Source organism: Roseomonas acroporae, assembly GCF_023223525.1.
Classification (GTDB): domain Bacteria; phylum Pseudomonadota; class Alphaproteobacteria; order Acetobacterales; family Acetobacteraceae; genus Roseomonas_E; species Roseomonas_E acroporae.
In genome coordinates this window covers 20,003-38,889 of sequence record NZ_JALPRX010000035.1, presented here as the reverse complement: position 1 = coordinate 38,889, position 18,887 = coordinate 20,003, and the positions used below count along the sequence as shown (strand labels likewise).

Genomic DNA, 18,887 nt, shown 5'->3' with positions numbered 1-18,887 from the left:
GCGGAGCCGCGCCCCGCGGCCGCGCCGGCCCGTGCCGGCAGCCTTCGCCCCACGGACACCGGGGCCGGGAGCCCATGACCGCGAGCCGACGCCGCATCCCCGCCTTCCCCGCGCCGGACGGCGGGGCCGGATGAGCACCCATCCGGCTCCTCCCCTGCTCGCCGCCGCGCCCACGCGGCGCGCCCTGCCGCACCTGGCCGGCTTCTGGCCGGGCAGGGCGGTGCTGGCGGCGGAGGCGGTGCGGCATCCGCCGGCGGGCGCCGAATTCGCGGTGCTGGCCGGCACGCCGGGGGAGGCGCGGCGGCTGCGCCGCGCCGGCGCCGCCGGCCTGCGTCTCGCCCCCGGCCCCTGGCAGCCCACCCGCTTCGCCGGCCGCGCCCTGCCCGTGGCGCTGCTCGCCGCGCCGGCGGGCGCGGACCCGCTGGCGCTGGCGCTGGACCATGCGGCGGGCGCCGAGCCGGCCGCGCGCGCCGACGGCGCCGCGCTGATGGCGGCGCTCCGGCAGGGGCGGGTCGGCGGCGCCGCCGGCTGGCCCGATCCGGGCGCCGTGGCGGCCGGCGCGGTGCTGCTGCTCGATCCCTGCCGCCCCGTGCCGGACCCGGCGGCGCTGCTGCGCGCCGTGCAGGCGGCGGCGGCGGGACGGCCGGTGCTGGTCGCGCGCTCGCCGCGGGCGCCGCGCGGCGCTGCCCCGGCCTTCGCCGCGCTGCCGGCGGGCATCGGCCGGCTCGAGGCGCCGGAGGACGGGGCCTGGGCGCCCTGGGCGCTGGTCGAGGGTGCCGCCGCGCTGCACCTGGCCGATGCCGACGACACCGCGCTGGCGGCGCTGGCCGCCGGGGTGCCGGTGCACGCCCACGCCGACGCGCCCTGGACCGGACGGGGCGCCACCATCGACGCGCCGGGCCTGCCGCGGCGGGCGGCGCGGCGCGATGCCGAGGCCCTGTTCGCCGCCCTCGCCGCCGCCACGCGCTGCGCCGATCCCTTCTCCGGCCAGCCCTGCGGCCGCCCCTGGACGCTCGCCGAGGCCGTCGCGCAGCTCGCGGAATGGCGGCGCGTCGAGGCGGCCAACCGCCGCGTCGCCGTCTGCTGCGGCATGACCTTCTGGAAGCGCCGGCGCATCGCCGCCGCCTTCGCCACCGAGGCCGGGCCGCCGCCCTTCCGGCGCGACGCCGCCGCGGCGTTGGCCGAGGCGCGCCGGCGGGGCGGCGCCGTCGCGGTCTGGGCGACGCGGATGCCGGCCGGGCTCGAAGCCGGCGCCGCCGCGGCCGGCACGCCGCTGCTGCGGGTGGAGGACGGCTTCGTCCGCTCCGCCGGCCTCGGCGCCGCTTTCATGCCGGGCGCCTCGCTGGCGGTGGATGCGAGCGGGGTCCACTACGATCCCTCGGGCCCGAGCGACCTCGAGACCCTGCTGGCCACCGCCCGCTTCGACGCGGCGCTGCTGCGCCGGGCGGCGGCGCTGCGCGATTCGCTCGTGGCGCGGGGGGTGACCAAGTACAACCTCGGCGGCACGCTGCCGCCGCTCGGCGCGCCGCCGGGGCGGCGGATCGTGCTGGTGCCGGGGCAGGTCGAGGACGATGCCGCCATCCGCCGGGGCGGCGCGCCCGTGCGCACCAACCTCGCCCTGCTGGAGGCGGTGCGCGCCGCCGCGCCGGACGCCTTCCTGCTCTACAAGCCGCACCCGGACGTCGAGGCCGGCCAGCGCCTCGGCCGGGTGCCGCCCGGGGCGGCGCTGCGGCTTGCCGACCGGGTGCTGGACAGGGTGCCGATGGCCGCGCTGCTCGACGCGGTGGACGAGGTGCACACCATCTCCTCGCTGAGCGGCTTCGAGGCGCTGCTGCGCGGGCGGCGCGTCGCCACCTACGGGCTGCCCTTCTACGCCGGCTGGGGCCTCACCGAGGACCGCGTGCCGCCCGCGGGCTTCCCACGCCGGGGACGGCGGCTGGGGCTGCTGGAATTGCTGGCCGGCACGCTGATCCTCTACCCGCGCTACGTCGATCCGGTCACGGAGCTGCCCTGTCCGGTCGAGGTGATCCTGGAGCGCATCGCCCAGCCGGAGGCCTGGCGGCCGGTCCGGGCGGCGCCGCTCTGGCGGTGGCAGCAGCGATTCGCGCTGGCCCTGGCCGGGCTGCGGGGCGCCGCGCCGCGCGCCTGATCCGGGGGCACGGCCGGGCGCCGCCGAGGGCGCCGTCGGAGGCGTGGCCGGGCGCCGCGACCAGGGGTTGCCGCCCCGGTGGTGTTGCACCGCTGCACCGGCCGGGGCGCCTGCGGGCCTCCCCGCCGCACCGTCGCGGCTTTCGTGCTGCATCGCGGCGAAGAATCGTGTTACGCGGCCCGTCGGCCGGGTTGTTCCGGGTGATCACGAGGGGGCGGCGGCATGAGGGACGGCGATTTCACCCCGCCCACGGACCGTTCCTTCCTGTTCCTGCAGAACCTCGCCACGCCCTTCTTCGTCCGCCTCGGCGACGCGCTCGCCGCCCGCGGCCACGCCGTCCACCGCATCAACCTGAACGGCGGCGACCGGCTGTTCTGGCCGCGCCCGGGCACGGTGGACTATCGCGGCGCCGCGGCGGAATGGCCCGCCGCGGTCGACTCGCTGCTGGTCCGGCGCGGCGTCACCGACCTCGTCCTGTTCGGCGACTGCCGGCCGGCGCACCGGGCCGCCATCGCGGCCGCGCGGGCCCGCGGCGTCGCGGTGCACGTCTTCGAGGAGGCCTATCTCCGCCCCGGCTGGATCACGCTGGAGCGGGACGGGGTGAACGCCCTCTCCCGGCTGCCGCGCGACCCCGCCTGGTTCCGCGCCGAGGCCGCCGCCCTGCCGCCCCTGCCGTCGCCGCGGCTGGTGCCGGCGAGCTTCCGCCGGCGCGCCCTGGACGACATCCGCTACAACCTCGCCTGCGGCCTGGGGCGCTGGCGCTTCCCGCACTGGGAGACGCACCGCCCCTGGCGGCCGGCGCAGGAGTATCTCGGCTGGGCGCTGCGCGGCCTGCGCCGGCCGGTGCGGCAGGCGGCATCCGGGCGGGCGGTGCGGCGGCTGGCGGCCGGCGCGCCGTTCCACCTGTTCCCGCTGCAGCTCGAGGGCGACTACCAGATCCGCGAGCATTCCCCCTTCGCCTCGGTGCGCGAGGCGGTCGGCGACGTGGTCGCCTCCTTCGCGCGCGCGGCGCCCGCCGGCACGCGGCTGGTCATCAAGGGCCATCCGCTCGACAACGGGCTGATCCCCTGGGGGCAGGCGATCCGGCGCGCCGCGCGCGCGAACGGCGTGGCGGACCGGGTGGACTACGTGGCCGAGGCGCCCTTCGGGCCGCTGCTCGACGCCTGCCGCGCCGTGGTGACGGTCAACAGCACGGCCGGCCTGCAGGCGCTGACGGCCGGGCGGCCGGTGGCGGTGCTCGGCAAGGCGATCTACGACCTGCCCGGCCTGACCTGGCAGGACGACGGGTCCGGGCTGGACGGCTTCTGGACCGGCGGCACCGCCCCGGATCCCGCCCTGCTGGACGCCTTCCTGCGCGTTCTGGTGGCCCGCTGCCTGATCCCCGGCGGCTTCTTCAGCGAGCCGGGAATCGCTCTCGGCGTGGCGGCGGCGGTGGAGCGGCTGGAAGCGGAGGCCCCGGCGGCGCGGCTGCTGGCGAGCGCGGTGCCGATGGCGGCGATCGCCTGACAGCCTGTTTGAGAGGCCTGCGGGTCGGTCTGGCGGGTCTTTTCCGCGCCGGGAGCGTCAGGGACCTGGCACGAGGCCCCGCATCGCGCCCGCCGCCCTTCCTTCCCGGCACGGGAGAACCCCGGCCATCCCGCCGCCGGCCACTCGCGCGGGATCCGGGGCCGCGCCGAAGCCGGACGGGGCAGGGGCCTGCCGTCCGGTCCGGTGCCCTGCCCGGCGTCCCGCCCGTCGCGACATGCTGACCTTCCGCCTCCTGCTCGGCGCCGCGCTGCCGCTGCTGCCCCTGGCCGGCTGGCGGCTTGCCCTGGGCGCGCGCCGGCTGCTGCCGGGCCTGCCGGCGGAACTCGCCGGCCCCGCCGCCGCCTGGCTGCTGCTGCTCGCGGCGACGGACCGGCCCCTGTTCGCCGGCCTCGGCGCGGCCGCGCCCGTGGTGGCGCTGATGGTGGTGGACGCGGCGAAGCGGCGGGTGCTGCGCGAGCCGCTGCTGTTCTCCGACGCGCTCATGCTGCCGCTGGTGGCGCGCCATCCCCACCTCTACCTGCCCTTCGCCGGCGGCCGCCTGATCCCCGGCGCGCTGCTCCTGGGCGGGCTCGCGGCCCTGGCCCTGCTGCTGGCCGAGCCGGCCGCCGGGCTCGGCGCGGCGCGGCGCGGACTCGCGCTGATCGGCGCGGCGCTCGGCTGGCGGCTGGTGCTGCGGCCGCCGGCGGCGCTCGTGCGGCGCCTCATGCCGGATGGCGGGGCGGTGGCCGATCCCGCCGCCGACCAGCGCCGACTCGGGCCGCTCGCCACGCTCGTCGCCTGGACGGCCTGCGCCGCGGCGGAGCGGCCGGGGCGACGCGACCGCGTGCCGCCCGGGCCGCCGCCGACGCGCGCGGGCCGGCCCGCCGCTCCGGCGGTCGCGCGGCCCGACCCCGCGCGGGACGGGGCCGCGCCGCACCTGGTGCTGATCCAGTCGGAATCCTTCCTCGACGCCGCCCGGCTCGGGCATGGCGACCTGCTGCCGCACTGGGCGTCGCTCGGCGCGTCGTCGCTCCAGCGGGGCCCGCTGGCCGTGGCCGGCTTCGGCGCCAACACGATGCGGGCCGAGTTCGCGGTGCTGACCGGAATTCCCGACGCCGCGCTCGGGCTCGATCGCTTCAACCCCTATTTCCGCTTCGCCCGCCGGCCGGTCCGCTCGCTCGCCTGGACTCTGCGGGCGCGCGGCCACTCCGCCACCTTCCTGCACCCGCACGATCCGCGCTTCTTCGCCCGTGACCGGGTGATGCCGGCGCTCGGCTTCGAACGCTTCGAGTCCGAGGCCGATTTCCCCGGCGCCGATCGCGTCGGCCGCTACGTCGCGGACGCGGCGCTGGGCGAGCGCCTCGCGGCGCTGCTCCGCGCCCCGGCGCCGCAATTCCTGTTCGCCGTCACCATGCAGGCGCACGGCCCCTGGCCGGGGGCGGACCCGCGCGGGACCTACCTGCGCCACCTCGCCGACGCGGACGCGATGCTGGGGATCGTGGCGGCGGCGGCGCGGCGCGCGGCGCGGCCGGTGGTGCTCTGCCTCTACGGCGACCACCTGCCGGCCCTGCCCGGCCTGCCGGAGACGCTCGGCCGCGACACCGACTACCTGATCTGGCGCAGCGACCGGCGCGGCGGCGGCGCCAGGCGGCCGCTCGCGGCGGCGGCGCTGCACGATGCGCTGCTGGCGGCATTGCGGCAGCCGGCGGACGCCGTGCCGGCCGCCTGACGCGGGGGCGGCGGCGCGCGTCGTCCGGGCCGGGGCGGCGGGGCCGCCGCTGCCACGGGCCGGCGGCCCCCGGTCCGGGAACCCTCGTCACCGGTCGTGCGCTATCGGCGGGCCTTTCAGGAATGCGTCCATGCGTCCCGCCGCCGCCCTTCTCCTCGTCACCGGCACCACGCTCGCGGGCTGCGGCGCCTACCAGCCGCCCTGGGCGGGAGCGCCGGGCGACACCTACTGCATGCAGGCCCGCGCCGAGGCGGCCTCGGCGGCACGCGACGCCGGCGCGGCGAACGCCTCGGCGGCCGGCTGGGCCCCGTATGGCGGCACGAATGCGCGGCAATCGGCGGCGCTGGCGAACCGTGCGGATGCGGCGGCGGACCGGGCGGCCGGCTATGTCCGCCGCGACTGCGGTGCCTAGAGCATTTTCAAGCTGAGCGTCCTCGCTCAGCGGCTCGGAAAATGCGAAAAATCAAAGGCTAGAGCCGTTCCGGCCTGATACAGTCAGGCTGGATCGGCTCTAGAGCATTTCCAGGCTGGGTGTACTCACCCAGCGACCCAGGAAATGCGAAAAACCAGAAGGCTGAGCCGTTCCAGCCTGGCTGCATCAGACTGGTGCGGCTCCAGCCCGTTGATTCGGCACATTTTCCGGCCGGGCGTGCCTGCCTGGCGGCTCGGGACAGGCATCGGATCGAAGGCCTGGAACGGATGGACGGAGGGCCGCGTCCCGGGCGGGTACTACTCCACCACCTGCATCACCCGGCGCTTCAACGTGCTGACCGCCGGCAGCGGCGCCACGCCGCGGTTGCGCGCGAGCTCGATGAGCAGCGCCGCGGTCGCTTCCGGGTCCACGACCCAGCGCTTCGCGTCGATGGCGACGCCGTATTCCCGGCGTGTCGCGACGGCGGAGATCAGCTCGTTGCGCACGTCCCGCAGCACCAGCCAGGGATTGCGCTCCGTCAGGTCGATCCAGCCCACCGCGGCTTCCTGCCACGACGCGTCGCCCTGCCGGACCACGACGATGGAATTCGATGCCGTCATGTCGGTCCCCCCGTCGCGCCACGCGTCCCCCGGGGGCACGGGCGTGGGCACGGGCCCCGATCGCGACCCCGCCCCCCGGCCGGACCCGGCCCACCGGGCAGGCCGGGTGGGGCAGATCCGATCAGATCGTAGGCAGGTTCCGCCATCGCCGGCCCGATATGCTGTGCAAGCGAACAATGCCACAGCGCTTCCGGCTTGGCAGCCGGAATTGCGGGCAGATCCGCGGGCGCGGCGGGGCGGGCGCCCGGATCCGGGGCAGAAATGCGACACTGGACGCCACGTCGGCGCGGGCGGGGCCGTCCCCGACACGCGCGGCCGGGCGCTGGTCGGCTGGACGCCGCGTCGGCGGGGGCCGTCCGGCGGGCCCGGCCCGGGCCCGGCTGACGGGGCCAGCCCGGCGGGACAGGGGGGCGCGGGCCCGGCCGCCTATTCGCCGAAGCGGTTCGACCGGGGGAAGCCGTTGGGCGGCGCCTTGCCGGCCCCGGCCCGGTTGGCGCGCCAGGGGCGAAGGTCCGTCTCCACCCGCACCCGGTCGCCCAGCCGCCAGCTCAGCCCCTCGGCGCGGGCGAACACCTTGGCGTCGGCGAGCCCGCCCTCCTTGTAGGCCTGCAGCTGCACGCCGCGGCCGCGCGCCATCTCCGGCACCTGCTCCAGCGGGAAGACCAGCAGCCGGCGGTTCTCGCCGACCACCGCGACGCTGTCGCCCTCGGCCGCGGTGCAGATCGCCGCCTCGGCGCCGCCCTCCACCACCAGCACCTGCTTGCCGGCGCGGCGATCCGTCACGAGATCCTCGCTGCGCGCCACGAAGCCGCGCCCGTCGCTGCTCGCGAGCAGGAATTTCAGCCCCTCGCGCCAGACGAACAGGCTGACCACCTCGTCCTCGTTGCCCAGCTCCAGCATCAGCCGCACCGGCTGGCCGTCGCCGCGGCCGCGCGGGATGGCATCGGCCTTCAGCGTGTAGAAGCGGCCGTTGGTGGCGAACAGGGCGATGCGGTCCGTCGTCTCGGCGTGCAGCAGGGCGGAGAGGCGGTCGCCCTCCTTGAACTTCAGCCCGGCCTCGGCCTCCGGCGCCAGATGCCCCTTCACCGCGCGGATCCAGCCCTTCTCGGAGAGGATCACGGTGATCGGCTCGCGCTCGACGAAGGCGTGCTCCTGCACCACCACGGCGGGCACCGCGCCCCCGGTCTCGGTGCGGCGCGCGCCGAGCGGGCCCGAGCCGAATTTCTCCCGCGTCCGCTCCAGCTCGGCCGCGATGCTGTCCCAGCGCTTCCGCTCGCTCCCCAGCAGGCCCTGGAGCTTCTTCTGCTCGGCGGTCAGCCCCTTGTGCTCCCGCCGGATCTCCATCTCCTCCAGCCGGCGCAGCGAGCGCAGCCGCATGTTGAGGATCGCCTCGGCCTGCACCTCGGTCAGCCCCTCGAAGGCGCGCATCAGCGCGGGCTTCGGCTGGTCCTCCTCGCGGACGATGCGGATCACCTCGTCGAGGTTGAGGTAGACGATCAGGTAGCCGTCCAGGATCTCCAGCCGCCGCGCGATCTGCGCGAGGCGGTGCTCGCTGCGCCGCACCAGCACCACGTGGCGGTGGTCGAGCCAGGCGCGCAGCACGGCGACGAGCCCCATCACGCGCGGCGTGCGGTCGGCGTCCAGCACGTTCATGTTGAGCGGGATGCGCTGCTCCAGCGCCGTCGCGCGGAACAGCGTCTCCATCAGCATCGCCGGATCGACGGCGCGCGACTTCGGCTCCAGCACGAGGCGCACCACGTCGGTGCTCTCGTCGCGTACGTCGCCGAGCAGCGGCAGCTTCCTCTCCTCCAGCAGCTGGGCGATCTGCTCGACCAGCTTCGCCTTCTGCACCTGGTAGGGGATCTCGGTGACGACGAGCTGCCAGGTGCCGTGCTTGCCGTCCTCCCTCGCCCAGCGGGCGCGGACGCGGAAGCCGCCGCGCCCGGTCCCGTAGGCCTCGGCGATGGATTCGGCGGGCTCGACCAGCACGCCGCCGGTCGGGAAGTCGGGGCCGGGGACGTGGCGCAGCAGGTCGGCCGTGGTGGCGGCGGGGTTGCGGATCAGCTCCAGCGCCGCCGCGCAGAGCTCGCCCGCGTTGTGCGGCGGGATCGCGGTCGCCATGCCCACCGCGATGCCCGTCGCGCCGTTCGCCAGCAGGTTCGGGAAGGCCGCCGGCAGCACCAGCGGCTCGCGCTCCTCGCCGTCATAGGTCGGGCGGAAGTCGATCGCGTCCTCGTCGATGCCCTCCAGCATCGCCTGCGCGACGGGGGCGAGGCGCGCCTCGGTGTAGCGCATCGCCGCGGCGTTATCGCCGTCGATGTTGCCGAAATTGCCCTGCCCCTCGACCAGCGGGTAGCGCGCGGCGAATTCCTGCGCCTGGCGCACCAGCGCGTCGTAGATCGAGGCGTCGCCGTGCGGGTGGTACTTGCCCATCACGTCGCCGACGATGCGGGCGCACTTCTTGAACCCCGCCGCCGGGTCCAGCTTGAGCTGGTGCATCGCGTAGACCAGCCGCCGGTGCACCGGCTTCAGCCCGTCCCGCACGTCCGGCAGCGAGCGCGCCATGATGGTGGAGAGCGCGTAGGCGAGGTAGCGCTCGGACAGCGCGTCGGCGAGCCGCGTCTCGCTGATGTTGCCGCCCTCGGGGCCGGCGCCGGGAGCGGGGGGCGGGGTCTTGATGTCGTCGGGCATGGTCGTCCCCGGATTAGGCGGTGGCGGAGCCGGGATCAAGTTCCCGTTTTGTACCAGATGGGCGGCCGGCGCGGCAATTCCGAGGGCCGCCGGTCCGGCAACGCACCCTCCGGCGGCAGGCCGCCCCGGGAAGCTTCCTTCCCGGGAAGGATGCCCCCGGGGCGGTTGGCGGGGCGGCTGGCGGGAAGCCTGCCGGGCAGCCTGCCGCCACGATCACGCCGGCTCCGCCGCCCCCGCGGCCTTCTCCCCCGTGGCCGTCTCCCCGATGGCCGGCGCCGCCAGGCCCGCCACCCGGTCGAGCAGCAGCCCGCGCGCCGCCGGCAGTGGCCGGTGCAGGCTGGCGCAGGCGTCGCGCTCCAGGAAATGGCCGGTGAGGCGCAGCCCCGCCAGCCAGTCCGCCGGCGCCGAGGGGCCCTGTCCCAGCAGGAAGCGCGGCAGCGGCAGCAGCCGGTCCCGCCAGGGCTCGCCCGCCGCTGCCGAGACGGCGCGGCCGGAGCGCGGCGAGACCCAGACGAGGTCCTCGGTGCCGCCCGTCGCGGCGCAGCGGGCGAGGTCGAGGCCGTAGCCCAGCTCCGCCAGCAGCTCGGCCTCCCAGCGCACGTAGTGCGGCACCAGCACCGCCGGATCGGGCGCGGCGAGGCCGGCGACCAGCGCCACCAGCCCCTCGAAGCTGCGCGGGTGCGGCTCGCGCTCGGGCAGCACCGCCTCGGCCAGGGCGCAGGCGGCGGCGAGCAGCGACAGGGCCAGCGGGTCGTCCATCGCCAGGGCGGCGCCGGGGTGGATCAGCTCGCCGCCGAGGTTGCCGAGCTGCTCCGGCAGGCGGGCGAACCAGCGCGCCTCCACCAGGTTGCCCGGCAGCCAGAGCGGCGCCTGGGACCGGCCGCCGCCGCCGCGCGCCAGGCCGGCATGCCGGCCATGGGCCGCGGTCAGCAGCGAGACCACCGCGCCCGTCTCCCCGTGCGGGCGCGCGGCCAGCACGATGGCGGGGGCCTGCCATTCCACGCTCACGCCACGCCTCCGGCCCGCTTCCCGGCGCCCGGCCGCCGGCCATGCCACCGCTCCCGGCGGCCGCGCACCGGGCAGGGGCCGCGCCGCGCCGGCCGAGGGCGGCGCGGCGGCGGCCCGGCGGCCGGGACAATCTTCCGCGAATGTGTCATATCTGAACCGGCGACATTCAAACTTCGGACACCCTATATGGTGACAGTGGGCCGCATGTGGCATGCGTGCGGTCCAACGGGGCGGTCCGATGGGACCAGCCCGTCGGGGAAGCGGCCAGGGAATGCTGTCGCAGGGCGCCGGGCGCAGAGCGCCAGGGCGGACCGCCGCAACCAGGAAAGCAGGACAGACGGACCGGTATGACAAATCCGCCCGAGGCGTGGCCGAGCTGGTTCGGCCTTTGGAACGACGCGGCCAGCTACATGGTCGATCGCTGGCAACGCGGCGTGCTGATGCTGGACGTGCTGCGCCAGCGCGGCAACCAGTACCATGCCTGGATGCGGCAGGAGGCGCCGACCGTCCTGCACTTCGAGGCCGAGATGGTCCTCGACGGCCGCACCCTGCCCCGGCCGGTCAACTACAGCCTCACCCGCGTCGTGCCCCCCGAGGGCACCCGGATCGACCCGCGCAAGCGGCCCTTCGTGGTGGTCGATCCGCGCGCCGGTCACGGCCCCGGCATCGGCGGCTTCAAGCCGGACAGCGAGGTGGGCGCCGCGCTGCGCGCCGGCCACACCTGCTACTTCATCGGCTTCCTGCCCCGCCCGGTCCACGGCCAGACGGTCGAGGACGTGATGGACGCCGAGGCCGCCTTCCTCGAGCGGGTCATCGCCATGCACCCGATGGCCGAGGGCAAGCCGGTGGTGATCGGCAACTGCCAGGCCGGCTGGCAGCTCATGATGACCGCCGCCACCCGCCCCGAGCTGTTCGGCCCGATCGTGATCGCCGGCGCGCCGCTCTCCTACTGGGCCGGCTGGCGCGGTAAGAACCCGATGCGCTACTCGGGCGGCCTGCTCGGCGGCACCTGGATGACCGCCTTCGCGAGCGACCTCGGCGCCGGCCTGTTCGACGGCACCTGGCTGGTTGAGAATTTCGAGAACCTCAACCCGGCCAACACGCTCTGGACCAAGCAGTACAACCTGTTCAGCAAGATCGACACCGAGACGCCGCGCTACCTCGAATTCGAGAAGTGGTGGGCCGGCCACGTGCTGCTGAACGCGGCCGAGATCCAGTACATCACCGACAACCTGTTCGTCGGCAACAAGCTCGCCACGGCCGAGCTGGTGACCAAGCGCGGCACCCGCATCGACCTGCGCAACATCAAGTCGCCGATCATCGTGTTCTGCTCGCGCGGCGACAACATCACCCCGCCGCCCCAGGCGCTGGGCTGGATCACCGACCTCTACAAGGACGTCAACGACATCCGCGCGCACGGGCAGACCATCGTCTACGCCCTGCACGACAGCATCGGCCATCTCGGGATCTTCGTCTCCGGCAGCGTGGCGCGCAAGGAGCACGAGGAGTTCGCCTCCAACATCGACTTCATCGACGTCCTGCCCCCCGGCCTCTACGAGACCGAGATCACCCCCCGCACCGGCGAGGAGGTGAACCCCGAGCTGCTGGACGGCAACTACGTGCTCCGCTTCGGCCGCCGCTCGATCGACGAGGTCGAGGCGATCGTGGAGCCGCGCGAGGACGACGAGAAGCGCTTCGCCGCCGCGGCGCGCCTGTCCAACGTCAACCTCGCCATCTACCGCACCCTGTTCCAGCCCTTCGTGCGGGCCATGGTGAGCGAGCCGGTGGCCGAGTGGATCCGGCGCATGCACCCGCTGCGGGTGCAGTACGACATGTTCTCCGACCGCAACCCCTTCGTCGCGGCCATGGCGCCGCTGGCCGAGGCGGTGCGCGCCGATCGCCGGCCGGCCGCCCCGGACAACCCCTTCGTGACGCTGGAGGGCAATTTCTCGCAGCGGGTCGAGGAGGCGCTCGACCGCTACCGCGACCTGCGCGACGAGATGGCGGAGAAGACGTTCCTCGGCTTCTACGGCCTGCCGGTGCTTCAGGCGCTGGTCGGCCTCGGCCCCGAGGCCGACCCGCCGCGCCGCCGCCCGGGCGACGAGCCCGAGCACCGCGCCTTCATCGCCAACCGCGTCGCCGAGCTGCGCGCCCGCATGGCCGAGGGCGGCCCGCGCGAGGCCGAGCTGCGCGCCCTGCTCTACGCCCAGCTCGCCGAGCGCACCACGGACGAGCGCAGCTTCACCATGCTGCGCCGGATGCAGGAGGAGGAAGGCTCCGACATCTCCCTCGCCGCCTTCAAGCAGACCCTGCGCGACCAGCTGCTGATGCTGCTGATCGACCACGAGGCGGCGCTGACGGCGCTGCCGAAGCTGCTGAACGGGGCCTCGGCCGAGGAGATCGAGCGCCGGCTCGCCGCGGTGCACCGCATCGCCACGGCGGCGGGCGATCTCGGCGAGCGGTCGCAGGCCCGGCTGAACGCGGTGGAGCGCATCTTCCGCGAGGCCGCCGCGAAGGCGGGTTCCGGCGTCTCCGCCGCCGAGGCCGCGCCCGCCGCGGCCGAGGTCGCCGCCAGCGCGCCGGACATGCACCCCGCGCCGCATGCCGCCGGCGAGGCGCCGGAGCGGCTGCCGCCGGCGGCGCAGGCCGAGCGGCGGCCGCCGCCCTCCCGCCGCCGCCGCGACGAGACGCCGCTGCACTGATGCCGGCCACACGACGCCGGCCTGCCTGACGGCCGGTAAGAAAGTGTGACGGCTCGATACGGACCGGCGGCGGCCCCGGCCGCCGCCGGTCCGCAGGGCGCATGGGCCCGGCCCCGCGACCGCGTGGCGGATCAGCCACCTGCCGGCCGGGCCAGCAGGCCGGCCGGCGTGGACCAGGGCCCGGCCGGACGCGCCCGGCCCCTCCCGGCGGCCGAAAGCTTGGCTTGCGCAGCCGCGCCGTTCCCGACTAAGCCGCGCCGTCGCGCCGCGGCCGGTGCTTCCCGTGCAGGGGGGAAGCGCGCCGGCCGCCGCGCGAGCGACCCGCCGCCCGGGCGGTCCAGCCCGCGCGGAGCCGCTCCAAACCCGGGGCGCGTCCGGAGCCCTGCCCGATCGTCATGCCGCACCGCCGCCTGTCCACCCTGCCGCCGGCCCGGCCCCGCCCCCGCGCTCCCGAGGCCCACGGCCCGGCCGGGCGGCGGCACGGCGCGACGGGCCATCCGCGTGCCGCCCATCGCCCCGCCGGCTCCGCCGCCACGCCGTGAAGCCCGACGTGCCGGAAACCAGGCTGGAGCCGCCCCGCCCGACCGTTCCACCGCCGGTCGCTCCCTGGGAGGCGGGCGCCGCGCCGCCCCTCACCGTCGCCGCCGTGCCCTGGCTGCGCCGCCGGCGCCTGCGGAACCGCCTGCCGCGCCTGCTGCTCGGCTCCCTGCTGCTGCACCTGGCGCTGGCGGCGCTGTTCCTGCTCTGGATGCCGGCGCGGCGCCTGGAATCGCCGCCGCCCGTGGCGGTGCCGCTCGTCTACGAGGATTCGTCGCCGAGCGGCCAGCCGCTTTCCGAGCCGGACGCGGAACCGGCACCGGCGCCGTCGGAGCCCAATCCCGCGCCCCCCATGCCCCCCGCGCCGGACGCGCCGCCCCCGCCGCCGGCACCCCCGCCCGCGCCGCCGCTGCCGGTCCCACCGGTCCCCGTACCGCCCCCGCCTGTGCCACCCCCGCCTGCGCCACCCCCCCCTGCGCCACCGCGACCGGCACCGCCGGTCGCGGCACCCCCGGCGCCGGCGCCGCCCCTGCCATTGCCGCCCCCGCCCGTTCCGGCACCGCCCCCGCCGCCGCGCCCGGCTCCGCCGCCGCCGGAAGCGCCGCCCGCCCCCACGCCCCTGCCGCTGCCCCCCCCGCCGCCCCCCCCGCCGCCTCCAAGCGAGGCGCCACCCGCCGAGGAACTGCCGCTACCCCCGATCCCGCCACCCGCGCCGCCGCAGGCCCAGCCGCGACCGCAGCCGGCGCCGCGCCCGAGCCCGCCCCGGCCCGCCTTTCCCGGCACGCTCGACCTGTCGCGCGCCCCGTCGCTCAGCCTGCCGCCGCCGATGCGCGACGGCCCGCCGCGCCGGCTGCAGAACGAGCGGCGCGGCATGGACTTCTCGCTGGGCCCGGTGCGCGACCGTTCGGCGCCCAACCAGTCCAGCTCGCTGCGGTTGGACGGTCCCGACCCCGGCGGCGACTGGCGCGCCGCCGTGCTCGCCTGGGTGCGCCAGCGCGCCTACTACCCGCCGCGCGCCGCCGAGAACGACGAGGAGGGGCCCGTCACCATCCGCATGGTGGTGCTGCGCGACGGGACCATCCAGTCGGCGGTGATGGAGCGCCGCTCGATCTCGACGACGCTGAACCTGACGACGCTGATGCTGTTCCAGGGCAACCGGCTGCCGCCCTTCCCCCCCGGCAACCATGACCCCAGCACGACCCTGAGCTTCACCATCAACTACGTCCTGATACGTCGCTGACATGCTACAGCCTGCCTGCCGCGGCCCCTCCCGTGGCGGGAGGCCCGGCGCCGGCGGGTCGTCGCCATCGGGGCGGGATCCGCCGCGGGGACGGATCACCGTGGGGGCATGGCCGCCCCCGTGAGGCCCCGGGCGCGACGTGGCGGAGGCTGGCCGCCCGATACCATGCCGGCCCGGCGGGACGACGTTCCGGGTCGGGATTTCTGGCCGGGACCGTCAACGACTTGATTTCGCGGGGCTACCTTCCTTCTCCCGGCAATCGCGGCCGTTGGCCGGGCAGGGACCGGGGCCGGGCCGGCGTCTGCGTCCTTGCATTCCACGGCGCATGGCCTTTCGATAGCGGCGGGAGAAGCGCGTCCACCATGATCCTTCCAGCCACTGGCAGCCGGCAGCAGATCGCGCCGCCGGCCTCGACGGGCGCGGACGGCACCGGCCGCGGAGCCATGCTGCCGTGAACGCGCTGTCCCCTCCGCGCGCGAGGCTGCTGGTCGAGGTCGTGTTCGACCTGGTCTGCCCCTGGTGCTTCCTGGGCATCCGGCGCCTGCAGCGCGCGCTGCGCATGCGGCCCGACGTGGCGGTCGAGCTGCAATGGCATCCCTTCCTGCTGAACCCGGAGATCACCCAGCAGGGGGTGCCGCGCCACGACTACCTGCTGCGCAAGTTCGGTGGCGAGGAGCGGGCGCGACGGCTGCACGCCACCATCACGGAGCTGGGCCTGGCCGAGGGCGTGCCTTTCCGCTTCGACCGCATCCGCCGCATCCCCGCCTCCCTCGACGCGCACCGGCTGGTGCGTCTGGCGACGCGCCACGGCCTCGCCGACATGGTGGTGGACGCGCTGTTCGTGGCCTATTTCGTGGAGGGGGCCGACCTGGCCAGCCTCGACGTGCTGACCGTGCTCGGCGCCCATGCCGGGCTCGATCCGACCGCCACCCGGCGCTTCCTCCAGAGCTCGGCCGAGGTCGAGGCGATCCACGCCGAGAATCTCCGTGCCCACCGGCTCGGCATCAACGGCGTGCCCTGCTTCGTGGTGGCGGGCCGCCACGCCATCGCCGGGGCGCAGGAGCCGGAGGTGATCGAGAGGCTGCTGGACGTCGCCGTGGTGGAAGCCGGCGTCTGATCGGCTGGTGGCCGTGCCGGGGCAGCACCGCGGCTGCATCCCCCGCCCACCTCCCGTCACATAACCCCCCTGGCGCCCCGCCGGCGGCGCCGCCATACCCCACCGCATGGCCCGCCCCGGACCCTGGCTGCACGCGCTGTTCAACGACCATGCCCTGCTGCGCCTCGGCTGGCGCAACTGGGGCGTGGTCGAGAGCGGCCGGGTCTACCGCTCCAACCACCCGCTGCCCTGGCAGCTCGACCGGGCGCGGCGCCGCCTCGGCCTGCGCACGGTGATCAACCTGCGCGGCACCCGCCCCGGCCTCGGCTCCGAGGAGCTGAGCCGCGAGGCGGCGGCGCGGCTCGGCCTCGCACACCACTACGCCCCCTTCGAGAGCCGCGGCGCGCCGCACCGCGACCGCATCCTGCGCCTCGCCGAGCTCTTCGAGGCGGTCGAGGAGCCGGTGCTGCTGCACTGCAAGTCGGGCGCCGACCGGGCGGGGCTGGCGGCGGCGCTGTGGCTGCTGCTGCGCGGCCGGCCGCTCGCCCAGGCGCGGGCGCAGCTCTCGCTGCGCTACGGCCATGTCCGGCAGGGGCGTACCGGCGTGCTGGATGCCTTCCTCGACCGCTACGAGGCGGCGACGCGGGCGGGCCCGAAGCCCTTCCTCGAATGGGTGCGCGACGACTACGACGAGGAGGCGCTGCGCCGGGAATTCCGCTCGAGGCCCTGGGCGGACGCGCTGCTGGACAAGGTGCTGCGGCGCGAGTGAGCGTCCCGGGCGCCCCGCCCCCGCCGGTTCCGCCCCCGCCGATCCTGCGATGCCGGCCGGCGCATGCCGGGGCTGGTGCGGGCGGGTATCGCGCCCTCGGCGGCGCCTGCCGACCCGTCCGGTGCTCCGCCCCGGACCCGCGCCGAAGGATCGTCGGCGGGAGAGCCGATCCGGGCCGCCTCTCCGTGGGACCGCCCGGCCGATCCCGTCGCCTGATCAGTCCCGCAGCTCGCGGATCGCCGCCTCCAGCGCGGCCGGCTCCGGCGCCGCGAGCCAGCGCGCCGGCACCGGCAGGGCGGCGGTGAGGCGGCGCTTGTAGTCGGCGCGCGGGATCTCCAGCGTGCCGAATTGCGACAGGTGCTCGGTCAGGAATTGCGTGTCGAGCAGGGTGAAGCCGCCCAGGCGCAGCCGCGCCACGAGGTGCACCAGCGCCACCTTGGAGGCGTCGCGGGCGCGGCTGAACATGCTCTCGCCGAAGAAGGCGCCGCCCAGCGCCACGCCGTAGAGGCCGCCCACCAGCATCCCGCCCTGCCAGACCTCGATCGAGTGCGCCGCGCCCATGCGGTGCAGGGCCAGGAACAGCGCCTCGATCTCCGGGTTGATCCAGGTATCGGTACGGCCCGGCGCGGGGGCGGCGCAGCCGGCGATGATGCCGGCGAAGTCGCGGTCGGCGGTGACCTCGAAGGTGTCGCCGAGCACGGTGCGGCGGAGCCGGCGCGGCAGGTGGAAGCCGTCCAGCGGCATGATGCCGCGATGCTCGGGGTCGAGCCAGTAGAGCCGGTCGCCGCGTCGGCTCTCGGCCATCGGGAACAGGCCCGCCCGGTAGGCGCGCAGCATCAGCTCGGGCGTGATCTCGATCGAACGTCGGCTCACGGTGGGATTATGCCCCGGCCCCGGCCGGCTTGCGAGACTGCCGATGCATCGTTCGCCCGCCGGACCGTGCGGCCCGGCGGGGGACGCTTCAGGCGTTCCGGCCGAGCGCCTGGCGGACCATGCCGTGATAGTCGCGCTCCGGCACCGGGCCGACCAGCGAGACGGTGGGGTTGCTGCGGATCGCGCTGCGCGCGGCGGCCTTGACCTGCTCGGGCGTCACCGCCTCCACCTCCCGCATCTCCTCCTCCGGCGTCACGATGCGGCCGCGGGTGAACAGGCCGTGCGCCAGCTTCTGCGCGACCCGGAAGGGCTGCTCGCGGGCGGTGGCGAGGCCGACGAGGCGGGCGTTGCGGGCCCGCATCAGGTCGGACTCGGCGATCTCGTCGGCGGCCTTCGCGAGCTGCTCGCAGGCGATCTTGAGGAAGTCCTCCAGGTGCTCGGCGGTGGTGCCGGCCATCACCGCCAGCTCGCCATGGTCCGACTGGTTGTGGGCGAAGCCGTGCACCATGTAGACGAGGCCGCGCTTCTCGCGGATCTCCTGGAACAGCGGCGAGGACATGCCGCCGCCGAGCGCCGAGCCGAGCAGGCGGTGCGCCTGCGCCTCGGGGTCGGTCTCCGGCACGGATTGCAGGCCGAGCAGGATGTTGACCTGCTCGAAGTCGCGCTCGGCGTTGCGGTGCTGGCCGCCGACGTAGCGGGCGGGCTCGGGCCTGGGCAGCGGCGCGTCGGCGGGCAGGGCGGCGAAGTGCTTCGCCACCAGATCGACGAACTCGGCGTGCTCCACGTCGCCGGTCGCGACGGCGATCATGTTGCGGGCGGCGTAGTTCTCGCGGATGAAGGCGACCATGTCCTCGCGCGTCGCGTTCGCCACCACCTCGGCCGAGCCGATGATCGGGCGGCCGGCCGACTGGTCCGGGTAGGCGGTGAGGCCGAACCCGTCCGAGGCGACGCTCATCGGGTCGTCGGCGTAGCCCTTGATCTCCTGCAGGATCACGCCACGCTCGGTGGCGACCTCCTTCTGGTCGTAGACCGAGGCGGTCAGCACGTCGCCGAGGATGGCGACCGAGGCGGCGACGGTGCTGCCGAGGCCGGTGACGTAGTAGGCCGTCGTGTCCTCGGAGGTGTAGGCGTTGATGTGCGCGCCGAGCACCTCGATCTCCGAGGCGATCTGCAGCGCGCTGCGCGTCGCCGTGCCCTTGAAGGCCATGTGCTCCAGGAAATGGGCGATGCCGCTGTTGCTGGCCTGCTCGTTGCGCGAGCCGGCGCGGACGAACACCGCGACGGCGGCGGAGCGGAAGCCCGGCAGCCGCGCGGACACGACCCGCAGCCCGTTGTCCAGCGTGCTCTGCTCGATCTGCATCGATCCTGCTTCCCCTGAGGCATGTTCGAGGCGGGGCGGAGACGCCCCGCGACCCGGAAGGCGCGTGTCGCCGGGCCCCGGTGGCCGGGCCGGCCCGGGCTGCCCCGGACCGCACAGCATGGCGCGACGAAGGTTTCGGTCGGCTTTCGTCCGTCGGCCCGTACCGGAGGCGGGCCCGGTCATCCGGATATTGGC

At 75.9% G+C, this 18,887-nt stretch carries 13 protein-coding genes; 8 read left to right on the top strand and 5 right to left on the bottom strand.

The window, feature by feature from the left end; translation table 11 throughout:
- The first annotated feature begins 130 nt into the window (after positions 1–130).
- The 4 genes from M0638_RS09385 (at position 131) to M0638_RS09370 (ending at position 5,796) form a co-directional block, all read left to right on the top strand.
- Entirely contained in the window at positions 131–2,149 is a 2,019-nt protein-coding gene (locus M0638_RS09385) for a capsular polysaccharide export protein, LipB/KpsS family (protein WP_248666713.1), read from the top strand.
- A 222-nt stretch (positions 2,150–2,371) separates the two neighbouring features.
- A complete protein-coding gene (locus tag M0638_RS09380) occupies positions 2,372–3,655 on the top strand; it encodes a capsule biosynthesis protein (RefSeq protein ID WP_248666712.1) in 1,284 nt (427 codons plus the stop codon).
- A 235-nt stretch (positions 3,656–3,890) separates the two neighbouring features.
- Entirely contained in the window at positions 3,891–5,384 is a 1,494-nt protein-coding gene (locus M0638_RS09375; protein ID WP_248666711.1) for an LTA synthase family protein, read from the top strand.
- A gap of 130 nt (positions 5,385–5,514) precedes the next feature.
- On the top strand, positions 5,515–5,796 hold the full coding sequence (locus M0638_RS09370) for a hypothetical protein (RefSeq protein WP_248666710.1): 282 nt from the start codon (positions 5,515–5,517) through the stop codon (positions 5,794–5,796).
- 317 nt (positions 5,797–6,113) lie between these two features.
- Here M0638_RS09370 and M0638_RS09365 read toward each other — a convergent pair whose 3' ends face one another.
- The 3 genes from M0638_RS09365 to recO all read right to left on the bottom strand — a co-directional run bounded on the left by M0638_RS09365 (position 6,114) and on the right by recO (position 10,109).
- Positions 6,114–6,416, bottom strand: coding sequence for a hypothetical protein (locus M0638_RS09365; protein WP_248666709.1), 303 nt, complete (start codon positions 6,414–6,416; stop codon positions 6,114–6,116).
- 426 nt (positions 6,417–6,842) lie between these two features.
- Entirely contained in the window at positions 6,843–9,107 is a 2,265-nt protein-coding gene (gene parC / locus M0638_RS09360) for a DNA topoisomerase IV subunit A (RefSeq protein WP_248666708.1), read from the bottom strand.
- Between the two features lie 213 nt (positions 9,108–9,320).
- Positions 9,321–10,109, bottom strand: a complete 789-nt coding sequence (gene recO, locus M0638_RS09355; protein ID WP_248666762.1) for a DNA repair protein RecO — start codon at positions 10,107–10,109, stop codon at positions 9,321–9,323.
- A 353-nt stretch (positions 10,110–10,462) separates the two neighbouring features.
- Between recO and M0638_RS09350 the strand changes: the two genes are divergently transcribed.
- From M0638_RS09350 to M0638_RS09335, 4 genes are all read left to right on the top strand, one after another.
- The gene (locus tag M0638_RS09350) at positions 10,463–12,817 is read left to right on the top strand and encodes a DUF3141 domain-containing protein (protein WP_248666707.1); all 2,355 of its coding nucleotides are present in this window, start codon (positions 10,463–10,465) and stop codon (positions 12,815–12,817) included.
- A gap of 1,363 nt (positions 12,818–14,180) precedes the next feature.
- Positions 14,181–14,594, top strand: coding sequence for a TonB family protein (locus M0638_RS09345; protein WP_248666706.1), 414 nt, complete (start codon positions 14,181–14,183; stop codon positions 14,592–14,594).
- 451 nt (positions 14,595–15,045) lie between these two features.
- Complete coding sequence (locus tag M0638_RS09340; RefSeq protein WP_248666705.1) at positions 15,046–15,711, top strand: DsbA family oxidoreductase; 666 nt, start codon at positions 15,046–15,048, stop codon at positions 15,709–15,711.
- Positions 15,712–15,817: 106 nt separating this feature from the next.
- Positions 15,818–16,459, top strand: a complete 642-nt coding sequence (locus M0638_RS09335) for a tyrosine-protein phosphatase (protein ID WP_248666704.1) — start codon at positions 15,818–15,820, stop codon at positions 16,457–16,459.
- A 216-nt stretch (positions 16,460–16,675) separates the two neighbouring features.
- Here M0638_RS09335 and aat read toward each other — a convergent pair whose 3' ends face one another.
- Both aat and M0638_RS09325 read right to left on the bottom strand, forming a co-directional pair.
- A complete protein-coding gene (gene aat, locus M0638_RS09330; protein ID WP_248666761.1) occupies positions 16,676–17,296 on the bottom strand; it encodes a leucyl/phenylalanyl-tRNA--protein transferase in 621 nt (206 codons plus the stop codon).
- A gap of 124 nt (positions 17,297–17,420) precedes the next feature.
- Positions 17,421–18,692, bottom strand: a complete 1,272-nt coding sequence (locus M0638_RS09325; protein WP_248666703.1) for a M16 family metallopeptidase — start codon at positions 18,690–18,692, stop codon at positions 17,421–17,423.
- Positions 18,693–18,887 lie beyond the last annotated feature (195 nt).